Source organism: Hymenobacter jeollabukensis (assembly GCF_005771675.1).
Classification (GTDB): Bacteria; Bacteroidota; Bacteroidia; order Cytophagales; family Hymenobacteraceae; genus Solirubrum; species Solirubrum jeollabukense.
The window spans coordinates 36,477-57,350 of sequence record NZ_VAJM01000001.1; the positions used below are offsets into that span (position 1 = coordinate 36,477).

The 20,874-nt window shown below is 64.0% G+C and carries 17 protein-coding genes; 8 read left to right on the top strand and 9 right to left on the bottom strand.

The window, feature by feature from the left end; translation table 11 throughout:
* Positions 1-4: 4 nt before the first annotated feature.
* From FDY95_RS00165 to FDY95_RS00175, 3 genes are all read right to left on the bottom strand, one after another.
* Entirely contained in the window at positions 5-328 is a 324-nt protein-coding gene (locus FDY95_RS00165; protein WP_138074710.1) for a circadian clock KaiB family protein, read from the bottom strand.
* A 9-nt stretch (positions 329-337) separates the two neighbouring features.
* Entirely contained in the window at positions 338-2,068 is a 1,731-nt protein-coding gene (kaiC, locus tag FDY95_RS00170) for a circadian clock protein KaiC (protein ID WP_138074711.1), read from the bottom strand.
* Positions 2,069-2,188: 120 nt separating this feature from the next.
* Positions 2,189-2,770 carry a hypothetical protein gene (locus FDY95_RS00175; RefSeq protein WP_138074712.1) on the bottom strand — a complete coding sequence of 194 codons (582 nt, stop codon included), beginning with the start codon at positions 2,768-2,770 and terminating at the stop codon, positions 2,189-2,191.
* A gap of 378 nt (positions 2,771-3,148) precedes the next feature.
* Here FDY95_RS00175 and FDY95_RS00180 point away from each other — a divergent pair, with 378 nt between their 5' ends.
* Complete coding sequence (locus FDY95_RS00180) at positions 3,149-3,859, top strand: hypothetical protein (protein ID WP_138074713.1); 711 nt, start codon at positions 3,149-3,151, stop codon at positions 3,857-3,859.
* A 132-nt stretch (positions 3,860-3,991) separates the two neighbouring features.
* Complete coding sequence (locus tag FDY95_RS00185; RefSeq protein WP_138074714.1) at positions 3,992-5,116, top strand: hypothetical protein; 1,125 nt, start codon at positions 3,992-3,994, stop codon at positions 5,114-5,116.
* Positions 5,117-5,347: 231 nt separating this feature from the next.
* Here the strand turns inward: FDY95_RS00185 and FDY95_RS00190 are convergent, their stop codons facing one another.
* Positions 5,348-7,297 (bottom strand): DNA topoisomerase IV subunit B, encoded by a 1,950-nt coding sequence (locus FDY95_RS00190; RefSeq protein WP_138074715.1) that lies wholly within the window; start codon positions 7,295-7,297, stop codon positions 5,348-5,350.
* A gap of 210 nt (positions 7,298-7,507) precedes the next feature.
* Here FDY95_RS00190 and FDY95_RS00195 point away from each other — a divergent pair, with 210 nt between their 5' ends.
* The gene (locus tag FDY95_RS00195) at positions 7,508-8,692 is read left to right on the top strand and encodes an AI-2E family transporter (protein ID WP_138074716.1); all 1,185 of its coding nucleotides are present in this window, start codon (positions 7,508-7,510) and stop codon (positions 8,690-8,692) included.
* A gap of 426 nt (positions 8,693-9,118) precedes the next feature.
* On the opposite strand, the gene FDY95_RS26895 is transcribed toward FDY95_RS00195, so the two are convergent.
* Entirely contained in the window at positions 9,119-9,250 is a 132-nt protein-coding gene (locus tag FDY95_RS26895) for a hypothetical protein (RefSeq protein WP_262710153.1), read from the bottom strand.
* 278 nt (positions 9,251-9,528) lie between these two features.
* Here FDY95_RS26895 and FDY95_RS00200 point away from each other — a divergent pair, with 278 nt between their 5' ends.
* Positions 9,529-11,007, top strand: coding sequence for an exonuclease domain-containing protein (locus FDY95_RS00200; RefSeq protein ID WP_138074717.1), 1,479 nt, complete (start codon positions 9,529-9,531; stop codon positions 11,005-11,007).
* Positions 11,008-11,218: 211 nt separating this feature from the next.
* Positions 11,219-11,980 (top strand): MbnP family protein, encoded by a 762-nt coding sequence (locus FDY95_RS00205; protein WP_138074718.1) that lies wholly within the window; start codon positions 11,219-11,221, stop codon positions 11,978-11,980.
* Between the two features lie 171 nt (positions 11,981-12,151).
* Here FDY95_RS00205 and FDY95_RS00210 read toward each other — a convergent pair whose 3' ends face one another.
* Positions 12,152-13,750 carry a hypothetical protein gene (locus tag FDY95_RS00210; RefSeq protein WP_138074719.1) on the bottom strand — a complete coding sequence of 533 codons (1,599 nt, stop codon included), beginning with the start codon at positions 13,748-13,750 and terminating at the stop codon, positions 12,152-12,154.
* Between the two features lie 166 nt (positions 13,751-13,916).
* Between FDY95_RS00210 and FDY95_RS00215 the strand changes: the two genes are divergently transcribed.
* Positions 13,917-15,503, top strand: a complete 1,587-nt coding sequence (locus tag FDY95_RS00215) for a hypothetical protein (protein WP_138074720.1) — start codon at positions 13,917-13,919, stop codon at positions 15,501-15,503.
* 91 nt (positions 15,504-15,594) lie between these two features.
* Here FDY95_RS00215 and FDY95_RS00220 read toward each other — a convergent pair whose 3' ends face one another.
* On the bottom strand, positions 15,595-16,722 hold the full coding sequence (locus tag FDY95_RS00220) for a DNA topoisomerase IB (RefSeq protein ID WP_138074721.1): 1,128 nt from the start codon (positions 16,720-16,722) through the stop codon (positions 15,595-15,597).
* Positions 16,723-17,004: 282 nt separating this feature from the next.
* Between FDY95_RS00220 and FDY95_RS00225 the strand changes: the two genes are divergently transcribed.
* Both FDY95_RS00225 and FDY95_RS00230 read left to right on the top strand, forming a co-directional pair.
* Positions 17,005-17,820 carry a M48 family metalloprotease gene (locus FDY95_RS00225; protein WP_138074722.1) on the top strand — a complete coding sequence of 272 codons (816 nt, stop codon included), beginning with the start codon at positions 17,005-17,007 and terminating at the stop codon, positions 17,818-17,820.
* 264 nt (positions 17,821-18,084) lie between these two features.
* On the top strand, positions 18,085-19,251 hold the full coding sequence (locus tag FDY95_RS00230; protein ID WP_138074723.1) for an App1 family protein: 1,167 nt from the start codon (positions 18,085-18,087) through the stop codon (positions 19,249-19,251).
* A gap of 189 nt (positions 19,252-19,440) precedes the next feature.
* Here the strand turns inward: FDY95_RS00230 and FDY95_RS00240 are convergent, their stop codons facing one another.
* Together FDY95_RS00240 and mtgA are read right to left on the bottom strand one after the other, a co-directional pair.
* The gene (locus FDY95_RS00240; RefSeq protein ID WP_138074725.1) at positions 19,441-19,935 is read right to left on the bottom strand and encodes a YybH family protein; all 495 of its coding nucleotides are present in this window, start codon (positions 19,933-19,935) and stop codon (positions 19,441-19,443) included.
* Positions 19,936-19,938: 3 nt separating this feature from the next.
* Positions 19,939-20,685 (bottom strand): monofunctional biosynthetic peptidoglycan transglycosylase, encoded by a 747-nt coding sequence (gene mtgA, locus FDY95_RS00245; RefSeq protein ID WP_138074726.1) that lies wholly within the window; start codon positions 20,683-20,685, stop codon positions 19,939-19,941.
* Positions 20,686-20,874: the final 189 nt, after the last annotated feature.

Below are 20,874 nucleotides of genomic sequence, written 5' to 3' on the forward strand. Positions count from 1 at the left end.
TGGCTTACTTGTGCAGTCCCGGCCGGATATCGAGGCCCACCAACACCCGCTCCTGGTTCGACAGGTCGCCGATGATCTTGCGAATGGGCGAGGGCACCTTGCGCACCAACGTGGGAATGGCCAGGATCTGGTCCCCCTCGGCCAACTGGGGGTGCTGCATCAGGTCGATGACTTCCAGGCGGTAACGCCCGTGCAGGTGCTCTTCGCAGTACTTTTTGAGGTTGGCCAGGGCGGTGACGGATTTCACCGTCTGCCCGGCCACATATAGGCGCAGTTCCCAGGTTTCCTCGTCCATAGTTGATTGCGTAGGGGCCAGTGTCGTCTGCATACCGGACTGTTACGAATTTGCGGGCGCAGCGGCCGAATGATTGCCCGGGCGGGCGTTGTGGCCGGCCGCAATCTGCTGACGGGCCTGGGAGAGTTCCTGGTGGCGCTGCTCTTCTTCCTGGTTCGAGCGGCGCAGCTCCTCCTCCACCGACTCAAACTCGGTGCGCAGGTTGGCAATGGTAGCTTCGAGCACCCGGCGCTTGCGTTCCAGCTCCCGCTCCCGCCGCTCGATTTCCTGCTGGGCGGCCACGGCCACGGCCTGCTCCTGCAGAAACTGCGTCTGGCGCGAAGCCCCCGTCACGATGCCGCCGGGGCCGATGACCACGTCGAGCAGGCGGATGCCCTCGTGGGTCACCACGAACTCGCGCACCTGGTTGGAGTGGGCCATGCCGCGGGCCTTGAGGATGCTCACGCCGCGGTTTCGCTCGCCGATGCCTTCCAGGTCGCGCACGTGAATCCAGGTATCGACCAGCGACGAGACACCTTCCTCGGTCATTTCCTGGTTGGCGCTGCGCCCGCTCACCAGGGCCGTAAACAGGGCCGTAATGCCCTGCACCTTCAGGTAGTCGATGAGGCGGGTGAGCATGCCGCGTACTTCCGTGATGCTGCCCACCGACACGAGGTTGCTGATCGGGTCGATGACCACGGCCTGGGGCCGGAACTGGCCGATGAGCTTGTGCAGGGTCACCAGGTGCTGTTCCAGCCCGTTGAGCGTAGGCCGGGAGGCTTCGATGTGCAGCAGCCCCTGCTCCACGAAGGGCTGCAGGTCCAGCCCGACGGAGCGCATGTTGCGCATCAGCTGCTGCGGCGACTCCTCGAAGGCGAAGTAGAGGCACCGCTCGCCGCGGCGGCAGGCTTCGGCGGCGAAGGCAGCGGCCAGCGTGGTCTTGGCCGTGCCGGCCGTGCCGGTAATGAGGGTGCTGCTGCCGCGGTACAGGCCGCCGCGGGTAAACATTTCGTCCAGCCCCGGCACCCCCGTCGATACCACCTCGTTGGATACCTCGTGCTCCAGCTTCAGGCTGGTGACGGGCAGCACCGAAATGCCGTCCTCGGTAATCAGGTAGGGGTACTCGTTGGTGCCGTGGGTGCTGCCGCGGTACTTCACGATGCGCAGGCGGCGGGTGGTAATCTGGTTGATGACCCGGTTGTCGAGCAGAATCACGCAGTCCGATACGTACTCCTCCAGGCCCTGGCGCGTGAGCGAACCGTCCCCCCGCTCGGCGGTGATGATGGTGGTAACGCCCTTGTCCTTCAGCCAGCGAAACAGCCGGCGGATTTCGGAACGCAGCACGGCCTGGTTGCTGAAGCCCGAAAACAGGGACTCAATGGTATCGAGCACCACGCGCTTGGCCCCGATCGAGTCGATGGCGTAGCCCAGGCGGATAAACAGGCCCTCCAGGTCGTACTCGCCGGTTTCCTCAATTTCGGAGCGGTCGACGTGCACGTGGTCGAGGCGCAGCTTCTTGTCGGCCACCAGCTGCTTGAGGTCGAAGCCCAGGGAGGTGACGTTGGCGGCCAGCTCGTCGGCGGTTTCCTCGAAGGCCATCAGCACGCCCGGCTCGTCGAACTCCTCGATGCCGCGCACCAGGAACTCCACGCTCATCAGCGTCTTGCCGCAGCCGGCCGAGCCGCAGAGCAGCGTGGGCCGGCCCTGGGGCAGCCCGCCGTTGGTTATTTCATCGAGGCCATCGATGCCCGTGGGGGCTTTGGGTAACTGGGGCAGCGCGGGGGCAGCGGTCATAAGGCGGTGTGCGGTAACGGCAACGTAAGCGGCAACTCTACGGCTTCACTACCGGCTAAAGGGCCGGTTTCAGCAGCAGTCAGACGGGCAAGGTACGGTTTTATCGGCACGGTGGCGCTTTTACAGCCGGGCGAGAACTTGGTCGTACAGCTCCGGGTCGGCTTCGTCGAGCCAGTGGTAGCTGCCCATGATTTCCACGTCGATGGTCTGCTGCATTACCGGCTCAAACGGCTTCGGTATCCAGCAATACAGGACGGGGAACTGATGCCCGGGCACGTGCTCCCGCAAATAAAACCAGGTATCGATGGGCGGCGCGTCCTCCTCGTCCACCAAACCCCGGCTTTCCACAATTGGCGCCCCGTCGTACGTGCTCAGCTGCGTTTCAAAGCCCAGAATGCGGCCCCGATCCAGTAGCCCGGCCCCGCCCAGCCGCGCCCGAGGCTCCTCCCGGTGGGCTAGCGCGGCGCGCAAGACTTCCTGATAGCCGGCCGCGCTGAAGCACCGGCCATCCATGCTGGCGCACGTACCCTCGTACCAGTCGTCGGCCGGCTCCAGCCGGTACAGCGGCTGCCCGTCGATGAGCGGATTGGTCTGCCGGAATACGCGGCCGTAGTCGCCCCGCTCGAAGTCGAAGCCGGCGGCCAGGCGTTCGGTCCTCGGTATCACCTGCCGCAGACGGGCCGTGAATAGCTCCAGGTTCATAGCTGCAAGGTAGGGAGTCGGCAACAATAGACTGGGGCGGCTGCCCACGGCCCCTGGTTCCGCCCAACCCCCTCCTACTCGCTCCCAGGGGCCTTTTACGTCTCAAACATTGCTCTTGGGAACGTATCAAAAGCACTTGGGGAGGTATCAAAAGCTGTTGGGAACGTATCAACAGCACTTGGAAAGCTGTCGGAGCCTCGCGACGCCTAAGCGGAAGCCGCTGAGACGATATCCATGGCTCAGGGGCCGTTAGCAAAAGCCCTCGGGACCGTTGCAATTGGGAGAATTATTGTACAGCTTGAGGCTACTACCGTCGACCCTATTACACACCGGGTATCGATACCGCGCCATCCTTTCCACTCCCATTCTTCTAGTACCATGAAAAAGAAGGCTGAACGCCCTCACTACAACATGTCGCAGCCCGACCTGGTGGCGGCGGCCCACGAAAAGCTGCTGTACCTGCGCCGCGACCTGGCCGACCTGGCCAGCTACGACGTGTCGGCCGCCCGCCTCGATGGGCTGCAGCGCCTGACCACCGACTTCGTGGCCCTGCCCACCGAGGACGAGGGCGTGCAGGCCACGGCCGCCACTACCCAGGCCAAGCTGGGCGCCCGCGCCGCCGCGCTGGGCACCATGCAAACCATCATGGGCAAGGTGGGCCTGCTGCACCACGACCGGACGCCGCAGTACAAAGCCTTCGGCACCAGCGGACTTCAATCGGCCTCCGACGGCGACCTGTACCTGGGCCTGGTGCGCTGCGTGCGCGTGGGCCGCGCAGGCCTGGACACCTACGCCGTGAAGGGCCTCACGGCCGGGCTGCTCGACCAGCTCGAAAACGAGAACAAGGTCCTGCTCAAGCAAGTGGGCGAACAGCACGACGCCGAATCCAGGGCCGCCACGGCCACCCAGCAGCGCCTGACGGCCGGCAACGCCCTTTACGACGAGCTGGTGCAGCTCTGCGAGGCCGGCAAGGCGGCCTTCGTGCAGACGGACGCCGTGAAGCACGCCGATTACGTGCTGTACGACGCGCCGGCCCCGGCCGCGCCACCGGCGGGCAAGCCCGCGCCCAAGGCCGCCGTCAACGGCTAAGCCGCCCGGCCCGGCGTCCCGCGTTCCGATTTGGGTCGCCCCGGCAGCAACCTGCCGGGGCGGCTTGTTACCGGCCGCCAGCTTACCCTTGCTTCTGCCCTATCCCTTTGTTTTCCCGTTTCTGGCCCGCCCATGTCCGACAACGCTGCCGAAGAGTCTGCCCCAACTCCTGCCCAACCACCCACCGAAGCCGACGTGCTGGCTGATCCGCGCCTGCGGGAGCTGCTGGCGGGCTATCAGCCCTGGTCCCAGGACTCGTTTCTGAAAAGCTACGCCCGCGTACTGAGCGACCTGCACTACCAGGGCGAACAGTACGAAGCCAGCCTGGAATACCTGCTGCGCCAGCACGACCAAGAGGCCTACCGGCAGCTCTGGGCCATTCAGCACCAGAAGCTGTTCGACCTGGAGTGCCAGTGGCGGGCCGGGCTGGTGGCGGTGCCTGGCGCCCGCCTGACGGCCGACTTCGAGGACTGGCACGAGGCCATTGCGGCGTGTGCCGTCATTGCGCCCATCAGCCCGGAAGAGCTGGCCCTGTTCGACGCGTTCCTGGCCCAGCTGACCGACCCGGACGACCTGGAGCCGGATGACCTCTGCCACGACTTTTGGCGGTACCGCCAGTACCTGGCCCTGCACGAGGACGACGACGCCGACCTGACGCTCACGCCCTGGACCGACTTCTGGGACATGCGCCGGGGCACCGCCTACCTGCGCACCCTGCCCGACCGGCGCGGCGAGCTGGAAAGCCACTACGAGCAGGCCGCGTACGCCGAGCGGCGTCGGCAACAGCCCGAAGCAGTAGCTACTCCGCCCGACCCACGGCCGCACGCGCCGAACTTCGGGCCGGAGTTTGATACCCTGGTGCGGGAGCTGCTGCGCCGTTTCGAGCCGGCAGTGAAGCTGCGGCAGTTCGAAACCAAACAGGAACTACTCGCCTACGAAGCCTCGGATATCAACGGCGACCTGGAGGTAGCGCTGGAGCGGCTGCAGGAGGCAGGCCAGGTGGTCATCCCCATCGAGGCGCACACGGACTGGCGCCAGGCTGTCATTCAGGCGGGCAACCGGTATTACCTGGATCAGTTGCGCGCCGCGCTGCCCCGCGTCTACGAAGACTACTGTCAGCGAATCAGCCTGGGTATTAGCCTCGCACCCCCACGCGAAAAGCGGCGCCACCGCAAATGCAGCCATTTTGAGGCCGACGAACCCCTCATCCGGGAAGGCCGCCGGGCGCTGGGTGAACCGGACGATTTGGATTTCTGAGGCGGTTAGTTGTCGCGCTCAAACAGAACGTCATCCTGAGCAAAGCGAAGGACCTTCCTCACACCCTGCAGCGCCGCTACAAGCAAAGCACCCTCGCTTTACCGCTGTGCGCGAAATGCAGAAGCGCAGCCACCATGCCCAGACGATGGGCGTTGGTGGCTGCGCTTCTTAGCTGGTGCAGGGTGTGAGGAAGGTCCTTCGCTCTGCTCAGGATGACACGGGCGGGGGTTGCTACACCAGCTCGGCCTCAGCGGCGGGCACGATGGTTTCGCTGGCGGGCAGCGTGTCGGAAGTCACCAGGTCCTTCTCGATGCGCAGGTGGTCGATGATGAATTCCTGGCGGGCGGGGGTGTTCTTGCCCATGTAGTAGGTCAGCAGCTTCTGGATGGAGCGGTCCGACTGCAGAATCACCGGCTCCAGGCGGATGTTGTCGCCGATGAACTTGCCGAACTCGTCGGGGCTGATTTCGCCGAGGCCCTTGAAGCGGGTGATTTCCGGGTTGCGGCCCAGCTTCTTGATGGCGGCCTGCTTTTCGCGCTCGTCGTAGCAGTAAATCGTCTGCTTCTTGTTGCGCACCCGGAACAGCGGGGTTTCCAGGATGTAGACGTGGCCGTTGCGCACCAGGTCGGGGAAGAACTGCAGGAAGAAGGTGAGCAGCAAGAGGCGAATGTGCATGCCGTCCACGTCGGCGTCGGTGGCAATGACCACGCGGTTGTAGCGCAGCCCTTCCAGGCCTTCCTCGATGTTCAGCGCGTGCTGCAGCAGGTTCAGCTCCTCGTTTTCGTAGACGATTTTCTTTTTCATCCCGAAGCAGTTCAGCGGCTTGCCGCGCAGGCTGAACACGGCCTCCAGCTCCACGTTGCGGCTCTTGGTGATGGAGCCCGACGCGGAGTCGCCCTCGGTGATAAATAGCGTCGTCAGGCCTTCCTTGTCCAGCGTCTTGCCCTCGCCGAAGTGGAAGCGGCAGTCGCGCAGCTTGCGGTTGTGCAGGCTGGCTTTCTTGGCGCGCTGGTTGGCCAGCTTCTTCACGCCCGCCATGTCCTTCCGCTCCCGCTCGCTCTGCTCGATGCGGCGCTTGAGGCCTTCGGCCGCCTCGGGATTTTTGTGCAGGTAGTTGTCGAGGTGCTCCTTCACGAAGTCGACCACGAAGTTGCGCACGGTCACGGCGCCCTCGGGCTCCATCGTAATCGAGCCCAGCTTGGTCTTGGTCTGCGACTCGAACACGGGCTCCTGCACCCGGATGGCAATGGCCCCCACGATGCTGGCGCGGATGTCGGTGGCGTCGTAGTCCTTCTTGTAAAACTCGCGCAGGGTCTTCACGATGCCCTCCCGGAAGGCCGCCAGGTGGGTGCCGCCCTGGGTGGTGTACTGCCCGTTGACGAAGGAGTAGTACTCCTCGCCGTAGTCGTTGCCGTGGGTCAGGGCCATTTCGATGTCCGTGCCCTTGAGGTGAATGACCGGGTAGCGGATGGCCTCCGGGTCGGTTTTGCGCTCCAGCAGGTCGCGCAGCCCGTTTTCGGAGTGAAACTTCTGCCCGTTGAAGTTGATGGTCAGGCCCGCGTTCAGATAGGCGTAGTTCCAGAACTGGCTTTCCAGGAAGTCCGGGATAAAGCGGAAGTTGCGGAAGATGGTCGGGTCCGGCTCGAAGGCCATCATGGTCCCGTTGCGCTGGGAGGTCTTGATGGGTTTCGGGTCGCTGATGAGCTTGCCGCCCTGAAACTCGGCCGACTTCATCATGCCCTCGCGCACGCTCTGCACCACGAAGTTGGTGCTCAGCGCATTCACAGCCTTGGTACCCACCCCGTTCAGGCCCACCGACTTCTGGAAGACCTTGCTGTCGTACTTGCCGCCGGTGTTGATTTTGCTCACCACGTCGACCACCTTGCCCAGCGGAATGCCGCGGCCGTAGTCGCGCACCGACACGCGCTGCTCGGTGATTTTGACCTCGATGGTGCGGCCGTAGCCCATCATGTGCTCGTCGATGGAGTTGTCGATGACCTCCTTGACGAGGATGTAAATGCCGTCGTCGGGCGAGGATCCGTCGCCCAGCTTGCCGATGTACATGCCCGGGCGCAGGCGGATATGCTCCCGCCAATCCAACGAACGGATGGAATCCTCGTTGTAGCCGTGGTCGGCGGGGGCGCTTGGCGCGCTTTCTAAGGGCAGTTGCTGCTCAGCCATTCGGTAATATCCTTCAGTACGTTTAAGCGGTAAAATAACGCAGAAAAGGCAGGGTTTCCACCTTTGCCACGTTTGGCTCGTTTGCTATTCTCATTGGCAAATCGAACCGTACCCTAACCGCCGCTGCTCGGAGTAGGTTCATTCAAATTTCCGAAAAAGCCCGCAAATCAACACGCTTTGACCACACCTTTCTCCCAACAATTTTAGCAAATGCTTCCTCCTCCCAACAATTTTAACCGCCCGCAGCACCCGCACCAGACGCCGGAAGTGCGGCAGGCGCCGGTGATTCATTATACGTTCGTGCTCATCGGGCTCACGCTGCTGGTGTTCGTGCTCCACAAGCTCGACGAAATTCTGCTGCCCATTGCGTTTTCGGCGGTGTTCACGCTGCTGCTGCTGCCCATCAGCCGCTGGCTGGAGCTGCGCGGGCTGCCCCGGGTGCTGGCCATCATCATCTGCCTGCTGCTGGTGCTGCTGCTGTTCGCGGGCATCATCCTGGGCTTCGGCTCCCAGCTCACGCAGTTCCGCGACGAGATTCCCAAGCTGCAGGCCAAGATGATGGAAATCTTCAACCAGGCCCAGGCCTGGGCCCACGACCGGTTCGGCTACGAGCCGATGAGCATTGCGGAGGTGAAGGATTCGACGATAAAAAGCCTCAAGAAGTCGGGCACGACCTACCTGGGCACCACCCTGAGCACCACCACCGACGTGCTCAGCAACCTGGCGCAGGTGCTCATCTACATCTTCTGCTTTTTGTACTACCGCGACCATCTGCGGCAGTTCATGTTCCGCTTCGTGGCCCCCGACAAGCGCACGATGGTGCTCAACACCGTCGACAGCATTCAGACGGTGGTGCAGGCCTATATTTCGGGGCTGCTGAAGGTCATCGTTATCGTGAGCATTCTGAACGCCATCGGGCTGCTGGCCCTGGGCGTCAAGTTCGCGGTGTTCTTCGCCATTTTCGCCTCGGTGCTGGCCGTCATTCCCTACATCGGCATCATGATCGGGGCCACTGTGCCGGCCATTATCACCCTAGTCGAAACCGGCTCCCCGCTACAGGCCCTGGCCGTTATCGGCGTGTTCGTGGTGGTGCAGTTCCTGGAGGGCAACTTCATCACGCCCATGATTACCGGCTCGCAGGTGAGCATTAATCCGCTGGCGGCTATCTTGGCCTTGATTCTGGGTGGGGCGCTGTGGGGCACGCCGGGCATGATTCTGAGCATTCCGCTAACGGCCATTCTGAAGGTCGTCTTCGACGCCTATAAACCCCTGGAGCCCTTTGGCTTCCTGCTCGGCGACGTGGCGGATGGGGAGGATAACCAGACCAGCAAAAAGGAAGCGGAGGCGGAAATCCGGCCGTGGTACCGGCGCCTGTGGCACATGATCGGGAAGTAGCCGGCGCAAGAAATTCCACCCGAGGACGTAACCCGCCAGCTCGGCCGGTAGTATAAGCCTCTAGAAACTGCAAGCGCCCTTCTTTACCGCCGCGCTTCGGTTTCGGCCCCAATAACCAAAACACCGCCGATGACTTCGGTTGTCTACCACTGACGCGGCGCAAGTCTGGCCATTCCAGGCTACGCCGCAAATAGCATCCAACCGCTAGGGTTAACCTGGCTGTTGAGAGAAGGGACGGTCCGTCGAAAGGCGGGCCGTTCTTTTTTGGCCACAGTTGGGGCATCATTGACTGCCCCCAGTTTTGTTTCGCTGATTTGTCCGGTTGGATTTTGATTTCTGCAATACGAAATCAAATCGGACGCTTTATATTTGCGTAGAGCCTCACGTAAAAAGCGGCAGTCCGCAAACACGAACTGCCGCCTGCTACTACAGCAGATGCTTAATCAGGTATTCCAACCCGACCCGCACTGCCGCCCCGAAGAACTGAAGCCACAGTTTCTCGGTTTTTTGAAAGAAGCCGCGTAGCAACGACTTCTTTTTCGCACGTCCCTTTTTCATCTTGAGCAAGAAGAAGGGTGCGACCAACACCCACTTCTTGAAGCCCCGGTAGCGCCAACTGCCGGGGCTTCGTCTTTATCAAGACGACGCGTTGGCGGGGTGACAACCGTGCGAATAGCACGAAGATAGCCAATGCCATAGCTACGGATCAACTAGCCGGATCAAAATTACTAATTTTTTTAGCAAATCATCCGCAAGCAAGCCACCGGCACCTTTTCGGCGGCTAACTTTGTTATCCATTGTCACTAGACGCCGAAAGCCTTTTAGCTGCTGCCGATTTGTACGCCATCATCGACCTTGAAACCACCGGGGGCCAGCCCACGCAGGACCGCATCACCGAAATTGCCATCTACATTCACGATGGCGACCAGGTGGTGGATTCCTACGCGACGCTGCTCAACCCCGGCCGGCCCATCCCCTTCTACATTCAGCAGCTCACCGGCATTACCGACGAGATGGTGAAGGAGGCGCCGCGCTTCCACGAAGTGGCCAAGAAGGTGGTGCAGATGACGGAGGGCTGCGTGTTCGTGGCCCACAACGTGCGCTTCGACTACTCGTTTCTGAAGAAAGAGTTTGCCGATCTGGGCTACACCTACTCGCGCAAGACGCTGTGCACCGTGCGCCTGAGCCGCTCCCTGATTCCGGGGCAACCGAGCTACTCGCTGGGCAAGCTGTGCCAGAACATCGGCATTCCGCTCAACAACCGTCACCGCGCCGCCGGCGACGCCGAGGCCACGGCCATTCTGTTCGACCGCCTGCTCAAGATCAGTCAGGAAGCGGAGGCCCCGGGCTACGAAGCCGCCCCGGCCGCCAAGCTGATGGCCGTGGACGCGGCGGCGCCGGAGGGAAACCGCGCAGCGCTGAAGAAGCCCACGGCCCGCAAGGTGGCGGCCGTGCAGCAGGCCATCAAAACCGCCCTGTTGCCGCCACTGATGACGCCCGAGCAAGTGGCGGCGCTGCCCCAGGAGGCGGGCGTGTACTACTTCCACAACGAGGACGGCGACGTTATCTACGTGGGCAAGAGCATCAACATCTACAAGCGCATTCAGCAGCACTTCGCGGTGGATTACAAGTCGCGCAAGTCGTTGGATTTCAAGAATTCCATTGCCGACATCACCTGGGAGCTGACGGGCTCGGAGCTGGTGGCCCTGCTGCACGAGTCATCGGAGATTAAGCGACTGAAGCCGCACTACAACCGGCAGCAGCGCCGCTCGGTGTTTCCGGCCGGTATTTACATGCGCGTGGACGAGAACGGGTACAAGCGCCTCTACTACGGCCGCGCCGATGCCAACAACCAGGAAATTCCCATCATCGCGCTGGGCAATCAGTTCAAGGCCAAGGGCTTTCTGTACCACAAGGTAGCCAAGTACAACCTCTGCCAGAAGCTCTGCGACCTGTACAAAAGCAGCAGCTCGTGCTTCGACTACCAGGTGCACCGCTGCAAGGGCGCCTGCATCGGGCTGGAGCCGGCCGAGGAGTACAACCAGCGCGTGGAGGAAGCCATCGAGAGCATCACCTACGAGCACCAGTCGTTCGTCATCATCGGCGAGGGGCGCCGGGCGGGCGAGCGGTCGGTGGTGGTGGTGGAGCATGGCCGCTACCTGGGCTTCGGCTACATCGACGAGACGTTCACGGCGCGGCGGCTGGAGGCGTTCAAGGACGTCATCAAGGCGCAGGTCGACAACAAGGACGTGCAGCAGATCATCCGCCAGTACATGCGCACCAAGCACAAGGACAAGGTGAAGGTGTTTGCCTGAGTGGTGAAATGGTGAAATGGTGAGATAGGGTAGTCCGACCGGGGCCGGGCGGTTGCGTTTTTCCGCAGCTTTGTGCGCCGTTGGCGCCGACCGAACGACAACTCACTATTTCACCACCTCACTATCTTACCTTTCGGGCAACCCTGCGGGGCCCGGCTTACGAGTCTGGGGCTGACGCGGTGGTTTCGCTCAGCCCACTGCCCAGTTGCCTATGAAACGGATTCTCTACCCAGCCCTGGCAGGCTTGCTGGCCCTCAGCGCCTGCGAAAACAAGCACGTAAAGCCCAAGGAAGAACTGGGTGAATTGGAAATGCACGTAGAAAACGTGGTGGGCAGCAGCACGCTGGCTTACAACACCGCCTACACCACGGCCGCCGGCGACGATTTTAAGGTGACGGAGCTGCGCTACTACCTCACCAACGTGCAGCTGGTGCGCGCCGACGGCTCGGTGTGGGCCGAGCCGGAAAGCTACTACCTCATCGACCAGGCCAAAGCCGACTCGCAGCACCTGACCATCGAGGATGTGCCGGCGGGCGACTACTCAGCCGTGCGCATTACTATCGGCGTGGATGTGGCGCGCAACACCGCCGGGGCCCAAACCGGGGCGCTGGACCCCGCGCACCAGATGATCTGGAACTGGACGGACGGCTACATCTTCCTACGGCTCAACGGCAGCTCGTCGAAGGCGCCCGGCAACGGCGGCCTGTTCTTCGACGTGGCCGGCTTCCGCGACCCGTACAACAACATCCGCACGCTGACCTTGCCGCTGCCGACGGGCACCACCGCGCTGCACATTAAGGAAGGCGCCTCGCCCGAAATGCACCTGAAGGCCAACGTGCTGAAGCTGTTCGACGGCCCGCAGCCGGTGCGCTTCGCGCAGATGAGCTCAGCTTCGGGCGAGTCAGCTTCGGCACAGCTGGCGGATAATCTGGCCGCCGGCATGTTCCGCATCGACCACATCCACGGCAACTGAGTTGTCAGTTGTCAGTTGTCAGTTGTCAGTTGTCAGTTGTCAGTTGTCAGTTGTCAGTTGTCAGTTGTCAAGGTAGAACGCGGGCTGCGGGTAGCGGTTGAGTTCTGTTAGATTAAAAAAGCGCCAGACTGAGGTAGTCTGGCGCTTTTTTTATGCTTTAGGGTTAGAGCATCAATACAGCCGGTGGCGCAGCAGCCAGCCGGGGCCGTCGTACTCGTTGGCCTTGGGCTGGTAGGCTTCGATGTCGACCTGCTTTTTGTCGACTTTCAGCAGGTTGCCGTCGCCGGAATCGTAGATGGTCACGCGGGTTTTGAGGGCGCGGGGCGGCACTTGCAGCTGCTGCACCAAGTCCTGGCCCTGGCCGTCGTAGATGCGGATGCGCAGGCGGCGGTCGGGCTGGCCGACGAGCTGAAACTCGTCGTTGCCGCCGAGGCCGAAGAGGCTCACGCTGCCGGTCTGGCGAGCGTCGAACAGGCGCTGGCCGATCAGGCGGCCGTTGTTGCCGTCGGGGCGCAGGGCGTACACGCGCACCCAGGCCTGCCAGGGGCCGGCGGCCTCCACCACAAACCGCTCGGGCTGGTCGGTGCCCGGAATTTCCACGTCGCGGGCCAGCTGGCGGTAAAACTCCTCGGCCACGCGGGGCAGCTGCTCACGGCGGCTCTGCAGCTTCTGCTGAAATTCCTCGCCCGACAGCGCGTACACCTCCTTGGGCCACACCTGCAGGGCCTCGGCAATAACTTTATCGGTGAGGGCCAGGCGCATGGAGTCGGCCACCTGGTGGAAGTCCTGCGCGGTGAGGTACACCAGCAGAGACTTGTCCATGGGCCGGGCGGCGCGGTTGAGGCCCTCCACGTCGTGCAGCTTGATGTCGCGGGTAAAGGTCTGGTAGTTGGTCTTCACGAAGCTCACGATGCGCGTGAGCACGCCGTCGTCGAACTTGAAAAAGGCGTGGTCCCGGTCGCGGGGAATGGCGCGGAGCACGGTGGTGCTGTCGGGGCCCCGAAAGGCGGCCCAGCGCCACTGGTCCTCGCGCCGGCTCCAGTCGCCCAGCCACATATCGAAGAGGCGGCTGCGCAGGTAGTGGCGGGCGTCGACGTGCACCCGGGGCGTGGCCACCAACTGGGTGAAGGCGTGCTTGGAGCTGACGACCTGGTTGGAGGCGCCGAAGCTGCTGACCATGCGCTGGTCGCCCTCGGGCCGCTCTTCGAAGAGGTAGAGCGCGTTGGCAAAAGCCTGCCGGAACTCGCCCAGGGCGGGGTCGTCAGGCAGGAAATACAGGCGCGGGTTGGTGTGGTACACCCCGGCGGCCTGGGCCAGCCGGGGCACGATGTAGGCGCCGTAGGGGTGAATGACGCTGGTCTGGTCCTTCATCAGGCGCCCGATCCAGCCGTTGCGCAGGTCTTCGGGCAGCGCGGCCGTGGCGTCCTTGTCGACGCTGCGCAGCACGTACTGGCGGCCGTCGGGGGCCACCAGGCGCAGGTTGCGCGTCTGGAAGCTGCCGCCTTCCTTCACCGGCTTCAGCCCGCCGGGCACGGCCGTGCGCAGGTTGAATACCGGCGCGGTGACGGGCTCGGCCCACTCCTTGCGGTAGTGAAAGCCCCACATAAGCTGGTGCAGCCAGCCACGGTTGTATTGCGGGCCGGCGGCTACGTGCACCAGCGAATCGGCGGGAATAACGGACGGCGGAGCCTGCGCCTGGGCGCGGGGAGAAGCGGCCGGCAGGCTCAGCGCCAACAGCAGCAAGCGGTACGTGGGTAGCAAGGTCAGCAAAGCGGCAACGGTAGTGGGGCCAGCGGCGGCCCCGACCCGAAAGGCAGCCTCTTATACCGCAGCGGCGGCGGGGCGGTTGCCTGCGGCGGGCCGGTTCGGCCATTTCCGGCACGCTTGCGTAAGGAGCCCTAGATTCTATGCCCTACCTCTGCCCTACTCCGACCGCATGACGCGCTGTTCTTCCGGCGCCGTGCTGCTGCTCGGCCTGCTCACGGCGGGCTGCGCCCGGCAGCACTTCTTCCAGCCCGACGCCCGCATTCCCGATGCTGCCGCCCAAGCCGCCGTGGGCCCCGACAGCGCCCGCGTGACGGCCGGCCGCCACTACCGCCGCGGCTGGTCGGGCCGGCTGTGGTTTGGCCAGCACTACCGCACCACCTGGGCCCAGCCCGTCACCTTGCCGGTGCTCGATTTGCGCCGCGCCGCGCCCGGCGGGCTGCAGCCCGGCAAGATGGGCGGCGGCTTTCAGACCACCAGCATGACGCTGAACGGCCCCAATGGCCGCACCTACGCCCTGCGCAGCCTCGACAAAGACCCATACAAGACACTGTCGAAGTTTCTGCGCCACACCTTCGCGCTGAACGTGGTGCGCGATGCCACCTCGGCCGGCACGCCCTACGGGGCCTTCGTGGTGCCGCCGCTGGCCCAGGCGGCAGGCGTGCTGCATACCCGCCCCCGCCCCTACTACATCCGGGCCGATGAAACCGGCCTGGGCAAGGCCTCGGAGCGGTTTCGGGGCAAGGTGGTGCTGCTGGAAGAAAAGTACGAGAGCAAGGAAAACCTCACGCTCGAGTTCGGCCCCGACGCCCAGGATTTGATGGAAAGCGACGACGCGCTGGAGCAGATTTACCGCGACGGCCGCCACCGCTTCGACCAGCCCGCCTTTTTGCGCGCCCGCCTGCTCGACCTCTGGCTGGGCGACTGGGACCGGCACGAGGGCCAGTGGGACTGGGTGGCCGTGGAGCAGAACCAACGCACCCTCTACCGCCCCATTCCCGTCGACCGGGACCAGGTGTTTTTCCGCTTCGATGACGGGCTGATTTCCTGGCTGGTGAGCAAGGCCGTGCGCAAGTTCCGCACCTTCGGACCCGCCTATCAGAGCATCGGCGGCTACACCCGCAACGCCCGCTTCATCGACTCGCGGGCCCTCAATGAAATGACGCGCCAGCAGTACGCGGCCACCGCCGCCGTTCTGCAGCAGGCCCTGACGGATGAGGTGATTGAGCAGGCGGCGCGGCGGCTGCCGCCGGAAGTGTACCGGCTGGAAGGCCCGCGCCTGGTGGCCGCCCTGCAAGCCCGTCGGGCCGCGCTGCCCCAGGCCGCCGCCGAGTTTTACCGCCGCCACGCCGAAGAAGTGGTGGTGCCCGGCACCGACGAGGCCGAGCGGTTCGTGGTGGAGCGCCAGAGCGACACGCTCACGGTGGTTTCCGTCTTCAGCCGCGACAAGGCGGCCACGCTGCTTTACCGCCGCGGCTTCCGCCCCGCCGAAACCAAACTAGTGCTGCTGCACGGCCTCGGCGGCAAGGACGAGTTCGTGCTCAGCGGGCAGGTGCGCCGCTCGCCCCGCATCGACATCTACGGCGGCCCCGGCGAGGATACCGTGGCCGACAGCTCCCGCGTGGCTGGCCCGCGCAGGATGACGCGCTTCTACGACACCAAGCGCAACAACCAGGTGGAGCCCGCGCCGGAGCTGAAAATCAAAACCGAAAGCGGCGTAGCCACCCACGCCTTCGACCGGGACGGCTCGGGACGGTAGCATGTGGTGAGATGGTGAGTTTGATGTTGGGGAGGCCAGAACCGCGCAGTTTGCGCCGCCAGAACGTCAAACTCACCAGTTCACCATCTCACTATTTCACCGTCGCAGACAACATGTCCAGCACGAGGTGCTCGGTCGGATTGAGTTGGTCCTGGTCGCCTGGGTCGGCGTCGTGGCGGCGCAGGTAGTCGATGAGCTTGTCGGATTGGAACAGCTCTACCACCTGCGGGTGGATGTAGTACTTGGAGCACACGGTGGGCGTGTTGCCGAGGTCCTTGGCCACGTCTTTCACCGCTTTCTTCAGCACTTTGTCCTTGGGCAGCTCGGGCTCGGCCCGCAGCACCTGCTCCAGACACTGCACCATGCGCACGGTGCCGCCCCAGGTGCGGAAGTCCTTGGCCGAAAGCAGCAAACCGGTGGCCTCGCGCAGGTAGTCGTTCACGTCGCCCGACTCCAGCTCCTGGCGCTGGCCCTCGGCGTTGTAGTACTGAAACAGGTGCTGCCCGGGAATTTCCTTACACTTCTGCACCAGCCGGGCCAGTTTCCGGTCGTGCAGGGTCACGTCGTGGGCCACGCCCTTCTTGCCTACGAAGGCAAAGCGCACGTCGGCCCCGTCGACCTGCACGTGCCGGTCGCGCAGCGTCGTCAAGCCGTAGCTCTTGTTCTTTTTGGCATACTCGCGGTTGCCGACGCGGATAAACGACTGGTCCATCAGCGTCAGCACCAGGGCCACCACTTTCGGCTTGTCGAGGCCGGGGCGTTTCAGGTCCTTTTGCAGCTGCTGGCGCAGCGTCGCCAGCTTTTCGCCGAAGGCGCGCAGGCGGCTGAACTTGGTGAGTGAGCGGGCCTGGTCCCAGAGCGGGTGGTAGATGTACTGCTTGCGGCCCTTGGCGTCGCGGCCGGTCACCTGCAGGTGGGCATTGGGCGAGGGCGCAATCCACACGTCGGTCCAGGCCGGCGGGATGACGAAGCCCTGGATGCGGGCCAGCACCTTTTCGTCGGTGATTTTCTCGCCCTTGGCGTCGAGGTACTGAAAGTGAGCGTTGCGGCCCAGCTTGCGGGTCAGGCCGGGCTTGGTGTCGGGGAAGTAGCGCAGGCCGGCCAGCTCGGCCTGGCGGGCGGGGTCTTTGTAGAGCTCGTGCACGTCGGCCTCCACGGGCACGAGTCTTTTCTTGCGGACTTTGAGGCGCGGGGTGGCGGCGCCGGTAGTGGTGGGCATGGGCGGAAATTCAAGCGGCCCGAAGCCGGGCCCAGGCGTGTACGCAGGCGCGGGCGCGGCGGCTGCCCGGCGGTGCGCACAAACGGCCTGCTTCCACCGGGCGGCAAAAATTATCGGCCTGAAAACGACGCTAAAAACGCCCGTACGGTGCCCGAAATATGCCTGTGGGCCCGAACCGAGCGTTAGCCGGCTGCGTATCGGGGGCCAAGCGGGTTTGGCACCGTTTTTTCTTTGGGCCGCTCAGCCGCGCTTTTCCCCACCGACTTTTTCCACTCAGCACGCATGTTTCGACGCATTTTCTCCCGCTTTGGCCTGCTGGCCGCCCTGGCCCTGCCGCTGGGCTTCGCCGCTTCTTCCTGCACCGACAAAGACGGCAACCCACTTCTCTTCAGCCTCGAAGACGACATCAACCTGGGCAACCAGGTGGCCCAGCAAACCGACTCGACCTACCGTGCCCAAGGCAAGCTGCTGGAGCGCGGCAGCCACGCCCGCGCCTACCAGCTGCTCGACGGGGTGGTGAACCGCGTGCTCAGCTCTTCCGACCTGCAGCACCGCAACGACTTCGCCTGGGACGTAAAAATTATCAAGGAAGACTCGACCCAGAACGCCTTTGCCACGCCCGGCGGCCACATTTACGTGTTTACGGGCCTGATTAAGTACCTCGACGACGAGAGCCAGCTGGCCGGGGTGCTGGCCCACGAAATTGCCCACGCCGACCGCCGCCACACCTCGCGCCAGCTGCAGAACGAGTATGGCATCAACCTGCTGCTGAGCGTGGCCCTGGGCGAAAACCCCGGCCAGCTGGCCCAGATTGCCGCCGGCCTCGGCCAGCTCAAGTTCAGCCGCGACTTCGAAACCGAGGCCGACCAGTACTCGGTTATTTACCTGAACGGCCCCGGCTACTACGCCTGCGACGGCGCGGCGGGCTTCTTCATCAAGGCTCAGAACGAGGGCCAGAGCAGCCCGCCGGAGTTTTTGAGCACCCACCCCAGCCCGGCCAACCGCATTCAGTCCATTCAGGCCAAGGCCGACGAGCTGAACTGCCGCAACCGCCAGGTGAGCAGCAGCGGCCTGCGCGAGCTGCAAGGGCTGCTCTAAGCGCCCGCATAGCTTCCATTGATAAGGCCAGCTGCTTTCGGGCGGCTGGCCTTATTGTTTGCGCAGCACCGTGATGGTAGTCGGGCGGCTGGCTACGGCGCCGCGCGGCCGTAAGCAAACAAACTGGTAGTCATAGCCCAACCATACGCCCCGAAACGCAACGCGGAGGTCTGCGTTATGTCAATGGCCGCTGCTTCGCCAGGGGCCGCCGCCTCATTGCGCGGGCTTGGCTAGCTTCGCCCCTCTTTATTCCGACCTCCGCTTATGTCCTTCCTCGACCGCCTCAGCGACCTGGCCGAAAACGCCGACGACCTGCTGCGCCGCGCCCGTGCCCGCCTCGGGCTGCTGCACCAGGTGCAGGTGCTCCCCTACCGCAGCTACGGCACGCCCGAGCGCCTCTACGTGAAAGGCCGCGTGCTCACCGACAAAGGCATCGGCGAGCCCGACCCCGGCGACTCGCGCTGGCACAACCTGCTGAACATGTACCGCCGCTTCGACTCGCAGGAAATGCCCGGCGCCCAGCTCGTCATCCGCCCCGGCGACGGCACCGAGCACCCCGTGGTGAGCGACGAGGAAGGTTATTTTACCCTCAACATCGAGCCCCGGCAGCTCAGCCCGGCGGTGGATTTTCTCTGGCACCCGGTGGAAGTAGAGCTGCTGCACGCCCCGGGGCCGCTGCCCCTGCAGCGCGCCGTGCAGGCGCCCGTGCTGGTGCCGCCCGCCGACGCCGAGTACGGCATCATCTCCGACCTCGACGACACCGTCATCCAGACCTCGGCTACCGACCTGCTGCGCATGGCCCGCACCGTGCTGCTGCGCAATGCCCGCTCGCGCATGCCCTTCAAGGGCGTGGCCGAGTTTTACCGGCAGCTGCAGCTGGGCCGCAACGGCAAGCGCAACAACCCCTTCTTCTACGTGTCGTCGTCGCCCTGGAACCTCTACGACCTGCTCGAAGACTTCCTGGCCCTAAACGAAATTCCGCCCGGTCCGCTGCTGCTGCGCGACATGGCCCTGAAGCGCAAATCCTCCGGCGACGCCTCCGAGCACCACGGCCACAAACTCAAGGAAATCGACAACCTGCTGCTTACCTACCCGCAGCTGCCCTTCGTGCTCATCGGCGACTCGGGTCAGGAAGACGCCAACATTTACCGCGAGGTGGTGCGCCGCCACCCGGGCCGCGTGCTGGCCATCTACATCCGCGACGTGAACCTGCCCGAGCGCACCGTGATGGTGCAGCGCGTGGCTGAGGAACTGCGCAACGACAAGGTGGAAATGCTGCTGGTGAAAGACACCGTGCACGCCGCCGAGCACGCCGCCGCCACCGGCCTGGTGTACGTGGAGGCTGTGCCCGCCGTGGAAGCCGAAAAGCAGAAGGACGAAGCCACGCCCGAAGACCCCGGCGACGTGGCGGAGGAAGAGGGCAAGAAATGAGTTGTCAGTTGTCAGTTGTCAGTTGTCAGTTGTCAGTTGTCAGTTGTCAGTTGTCAGTTGTCAGTTGTCAGTTGTCAGGGTGTACTTCATTCCCTCTGAACAGATTCAAAAAAGGTCTTTCCTGCGACAGGAAAGACCTTTTTTCTTGGACTGTGTACTGACAACTGCCAACTCGCAACTGACAACCACTTAGCTCGAATGATCCGCTACTATTACCCAGCGGCCGTCGATTTTGCGGAAGAGCAAGGTGAACCAGCCCTGCAGGTCGCCTTTCTGCGGGCGGGCCAGGTGCCAGCGGCCGACTACGTGGGCGGCTTCGGCGTCGATGGGGTTGATGCGCAACTGCGAGAAGTCGAGCTGGCCCATGGCGGCGGCATCGGGGTAGCTGCGCTGGTAGTTCGTGAGGGTGCGCTGCCAGCCGTGTTGGGGGCCGCTTTTGCCGATGAACAGCAGCGAGTCGCTCTGCCAGTAGCCCTGCATGTAGGCGGGCAGGTCGCCGCGGTTCCAGGCGGCGGCCTGGGTGCTGAGCACGGTGCGGATTTGCTGCGCGTCGGCGGCGGTAAAGGCCGGGGCGGCTACGGCCGTTGCGGCGGTGTCGGCGGGCTTGGTCGTTGAATCGGGGGAGCAGGACGAAAGCAGCAGGGCGGCCAGGGCCAGGCTGGGCAGGTAGTGAGCAGTGCGCATGGCTTAGTTCAGGATTTTGCCAATGAATTTGGTGCCGCCGAGCCGGCGCATGTTGCGAAGCACCCGCTGCTGCTTGGTGCGGGCCTGCGGGCCCGGGTGCCCGGCCTGAAACTTCAGCGGGTTGGGCAATACGGCGGCCAGCAGCGCGGCCTGGGCCGGCGTCAGGCTCCGGGCCGAGCGACCAAAGTGCTTCTGCGCGGCGGCTTCGGCCCCGAACACGCAGTCGCCCATTTCGGCAATGTTCAGGTACACTTCCAGAATGCGCTCCTTGCCCCAGAGCAGCTCGATGAGCACCGTAAAGTAGGCTTCGGCGGCCTTGCGCACGTAGCTGCGGCCCTGCCAGAGAAACACGTTTTTGGCCACCTGCTGCGAGATGGTGCTGCCCCCGCGGATACCGCCGCCCTTCTCCCCGAAGTTGTGCCTAGCGGCCTTGATGATGGCGTCGGTATCGAAGCCGTGGTGCATGAGGAAGCGCTGGTCTTCGGCCGCCACCAGGGCCAGCGGCAGCTGCGGCGACACCTCGCGGAGCGTGACGAAGCGGTAGTGAATCTTGCGCGAGGCGTCTTCGGGCAGCAGGCCGCCGTAGGCGGCCTCGGGACGGTGGCTGCGGCGCTCCAGCATCAGCCAGGTGGCCGGTGGCGTCACCCAGCGGTACACCAGCACCCAGGCCAGCGACACCAGAAACAACGAAGCCAAAACTTGCAGCGCCACGCGCCGCGCCAGCCGCAGCTGGGTTGCAAACTCTGCCATGCGCAGGATGAATTCAGGAAAAACCGGCCGCCCGGCAATGGGCGGCCCGCGGCGAAATTACTAACGGCCGCCGCCCGGTGGTGCATCTGCCCGGCGGAATACAGCCGCGCGGCCGGTTTTTCGCCAATGGCGCGGCCTCGAAACTGGTGTGCCGACGCCGCTGCTTTCGTGCGGCCCACCGCCCCGCCA

Coding starts and splice junctions, on each gene's coding strand:
- FDY95_RS00185 (WP_138074714.1), top strand. CDS start 3,992: ATGTCCGACAACGCTGCCGAAGAGTCTGCCCCAACTCCTGCCCAACCA.
- FDY95_RS00180 (WP_138074713.1), top strand. CDS start 3,149: ATGAAAAAGAAGGCTGAACGCCCTCACTACAACATGTCGCAGCCCGAC.
- FDY95_RS00165 (WP_138074710.1), bottom strand. CDS start 328: ATGCAGACGACACTGGCCCCTACGCAATCAACTATGGACGAGGAAACC.
- FDY95_RS00240 (WP_138074725.1), bottom strand. CDS start 19,935: ATGCGCACTGCTCACTACCTGCCCAGCCTGGCCCTGGCCGCCCTGCTG.
- FDY95_RS00215 (WP_138074720.1), top strand. CDS start 13,917: ATGACGCGCTGTTCTTCCGGCGCCGTGCTGCTGCTCGGCCTGCTCACG.
- mtgA (WP_138074726.1), bottom strand. CDS start 20,685: ATGGCAGAGTTTGCAACCCAGCTGCGGCTGGCGCGGCGCGTGGCGCTG.
- FDY95_RS26895 (WP_262710153.1), bottom strand. CDS start 9,250: ATGAAAAAGGGACGTGCGAAAAAGAAGTCGTTGCTACGCGGCTTCTTT.
- kaiC (WP_138074711.1), bottom strand. CDS start 2,068: ATGACCGCTGCCCCCGCGCTGCCCCAGTTACCCAAAGCCCCCACGGGC.
- FDY95_RS00230 (WP_138074723.1), top strand. CDS start 18,085: ATGTCCTTCCTCGACCGCCTCAGCGACCTGGCCGAAAACGCCGACGAC.
- FDY95_RS00205 (WP_138074718.1), top strand. CDS start 11,219: ATGAAACGGATTCTCTACCCAGCCCTGGCAGGCTTGCTGGCCCTCAGC.
- FDY95_RS00175 (WP_138074712.1), bottom strand. CDS start 2,770: ATGAACCTGGAGCTATTCACGGCCCGTCTGCGGCAGGTGATACCGAGG.
- FDY95_RS00225 (WP_138074722.1), top strand. CDS start 17,005: ATGTTTCGACGCATTTTCTCCCGCTTTGGCCTGCTGGCCGCCCTGGCC.
- FDY95_RS00220 (WP_138074721.1), bottom strand. CDS start 16,722: ATGCCCACCACTACCGGCGCCGCCACCCCGCGCCTCAAAGTCCGCAAG.
- FDY95_RS00195 (WP_138074716.1), top strand. CDS start 7,508: ATGCTTCCTCCTCCCAACAATTTTAACCGCCCGCAGCACCCGCACCAG.
- FDY95_RS00190 (WP_138074715.1), bottom strand. CDS start 7,297: ATGGCTGAGCAGCAACTGCCCTTAGAAAGCGCGCCAAGCGCCCCCGCC.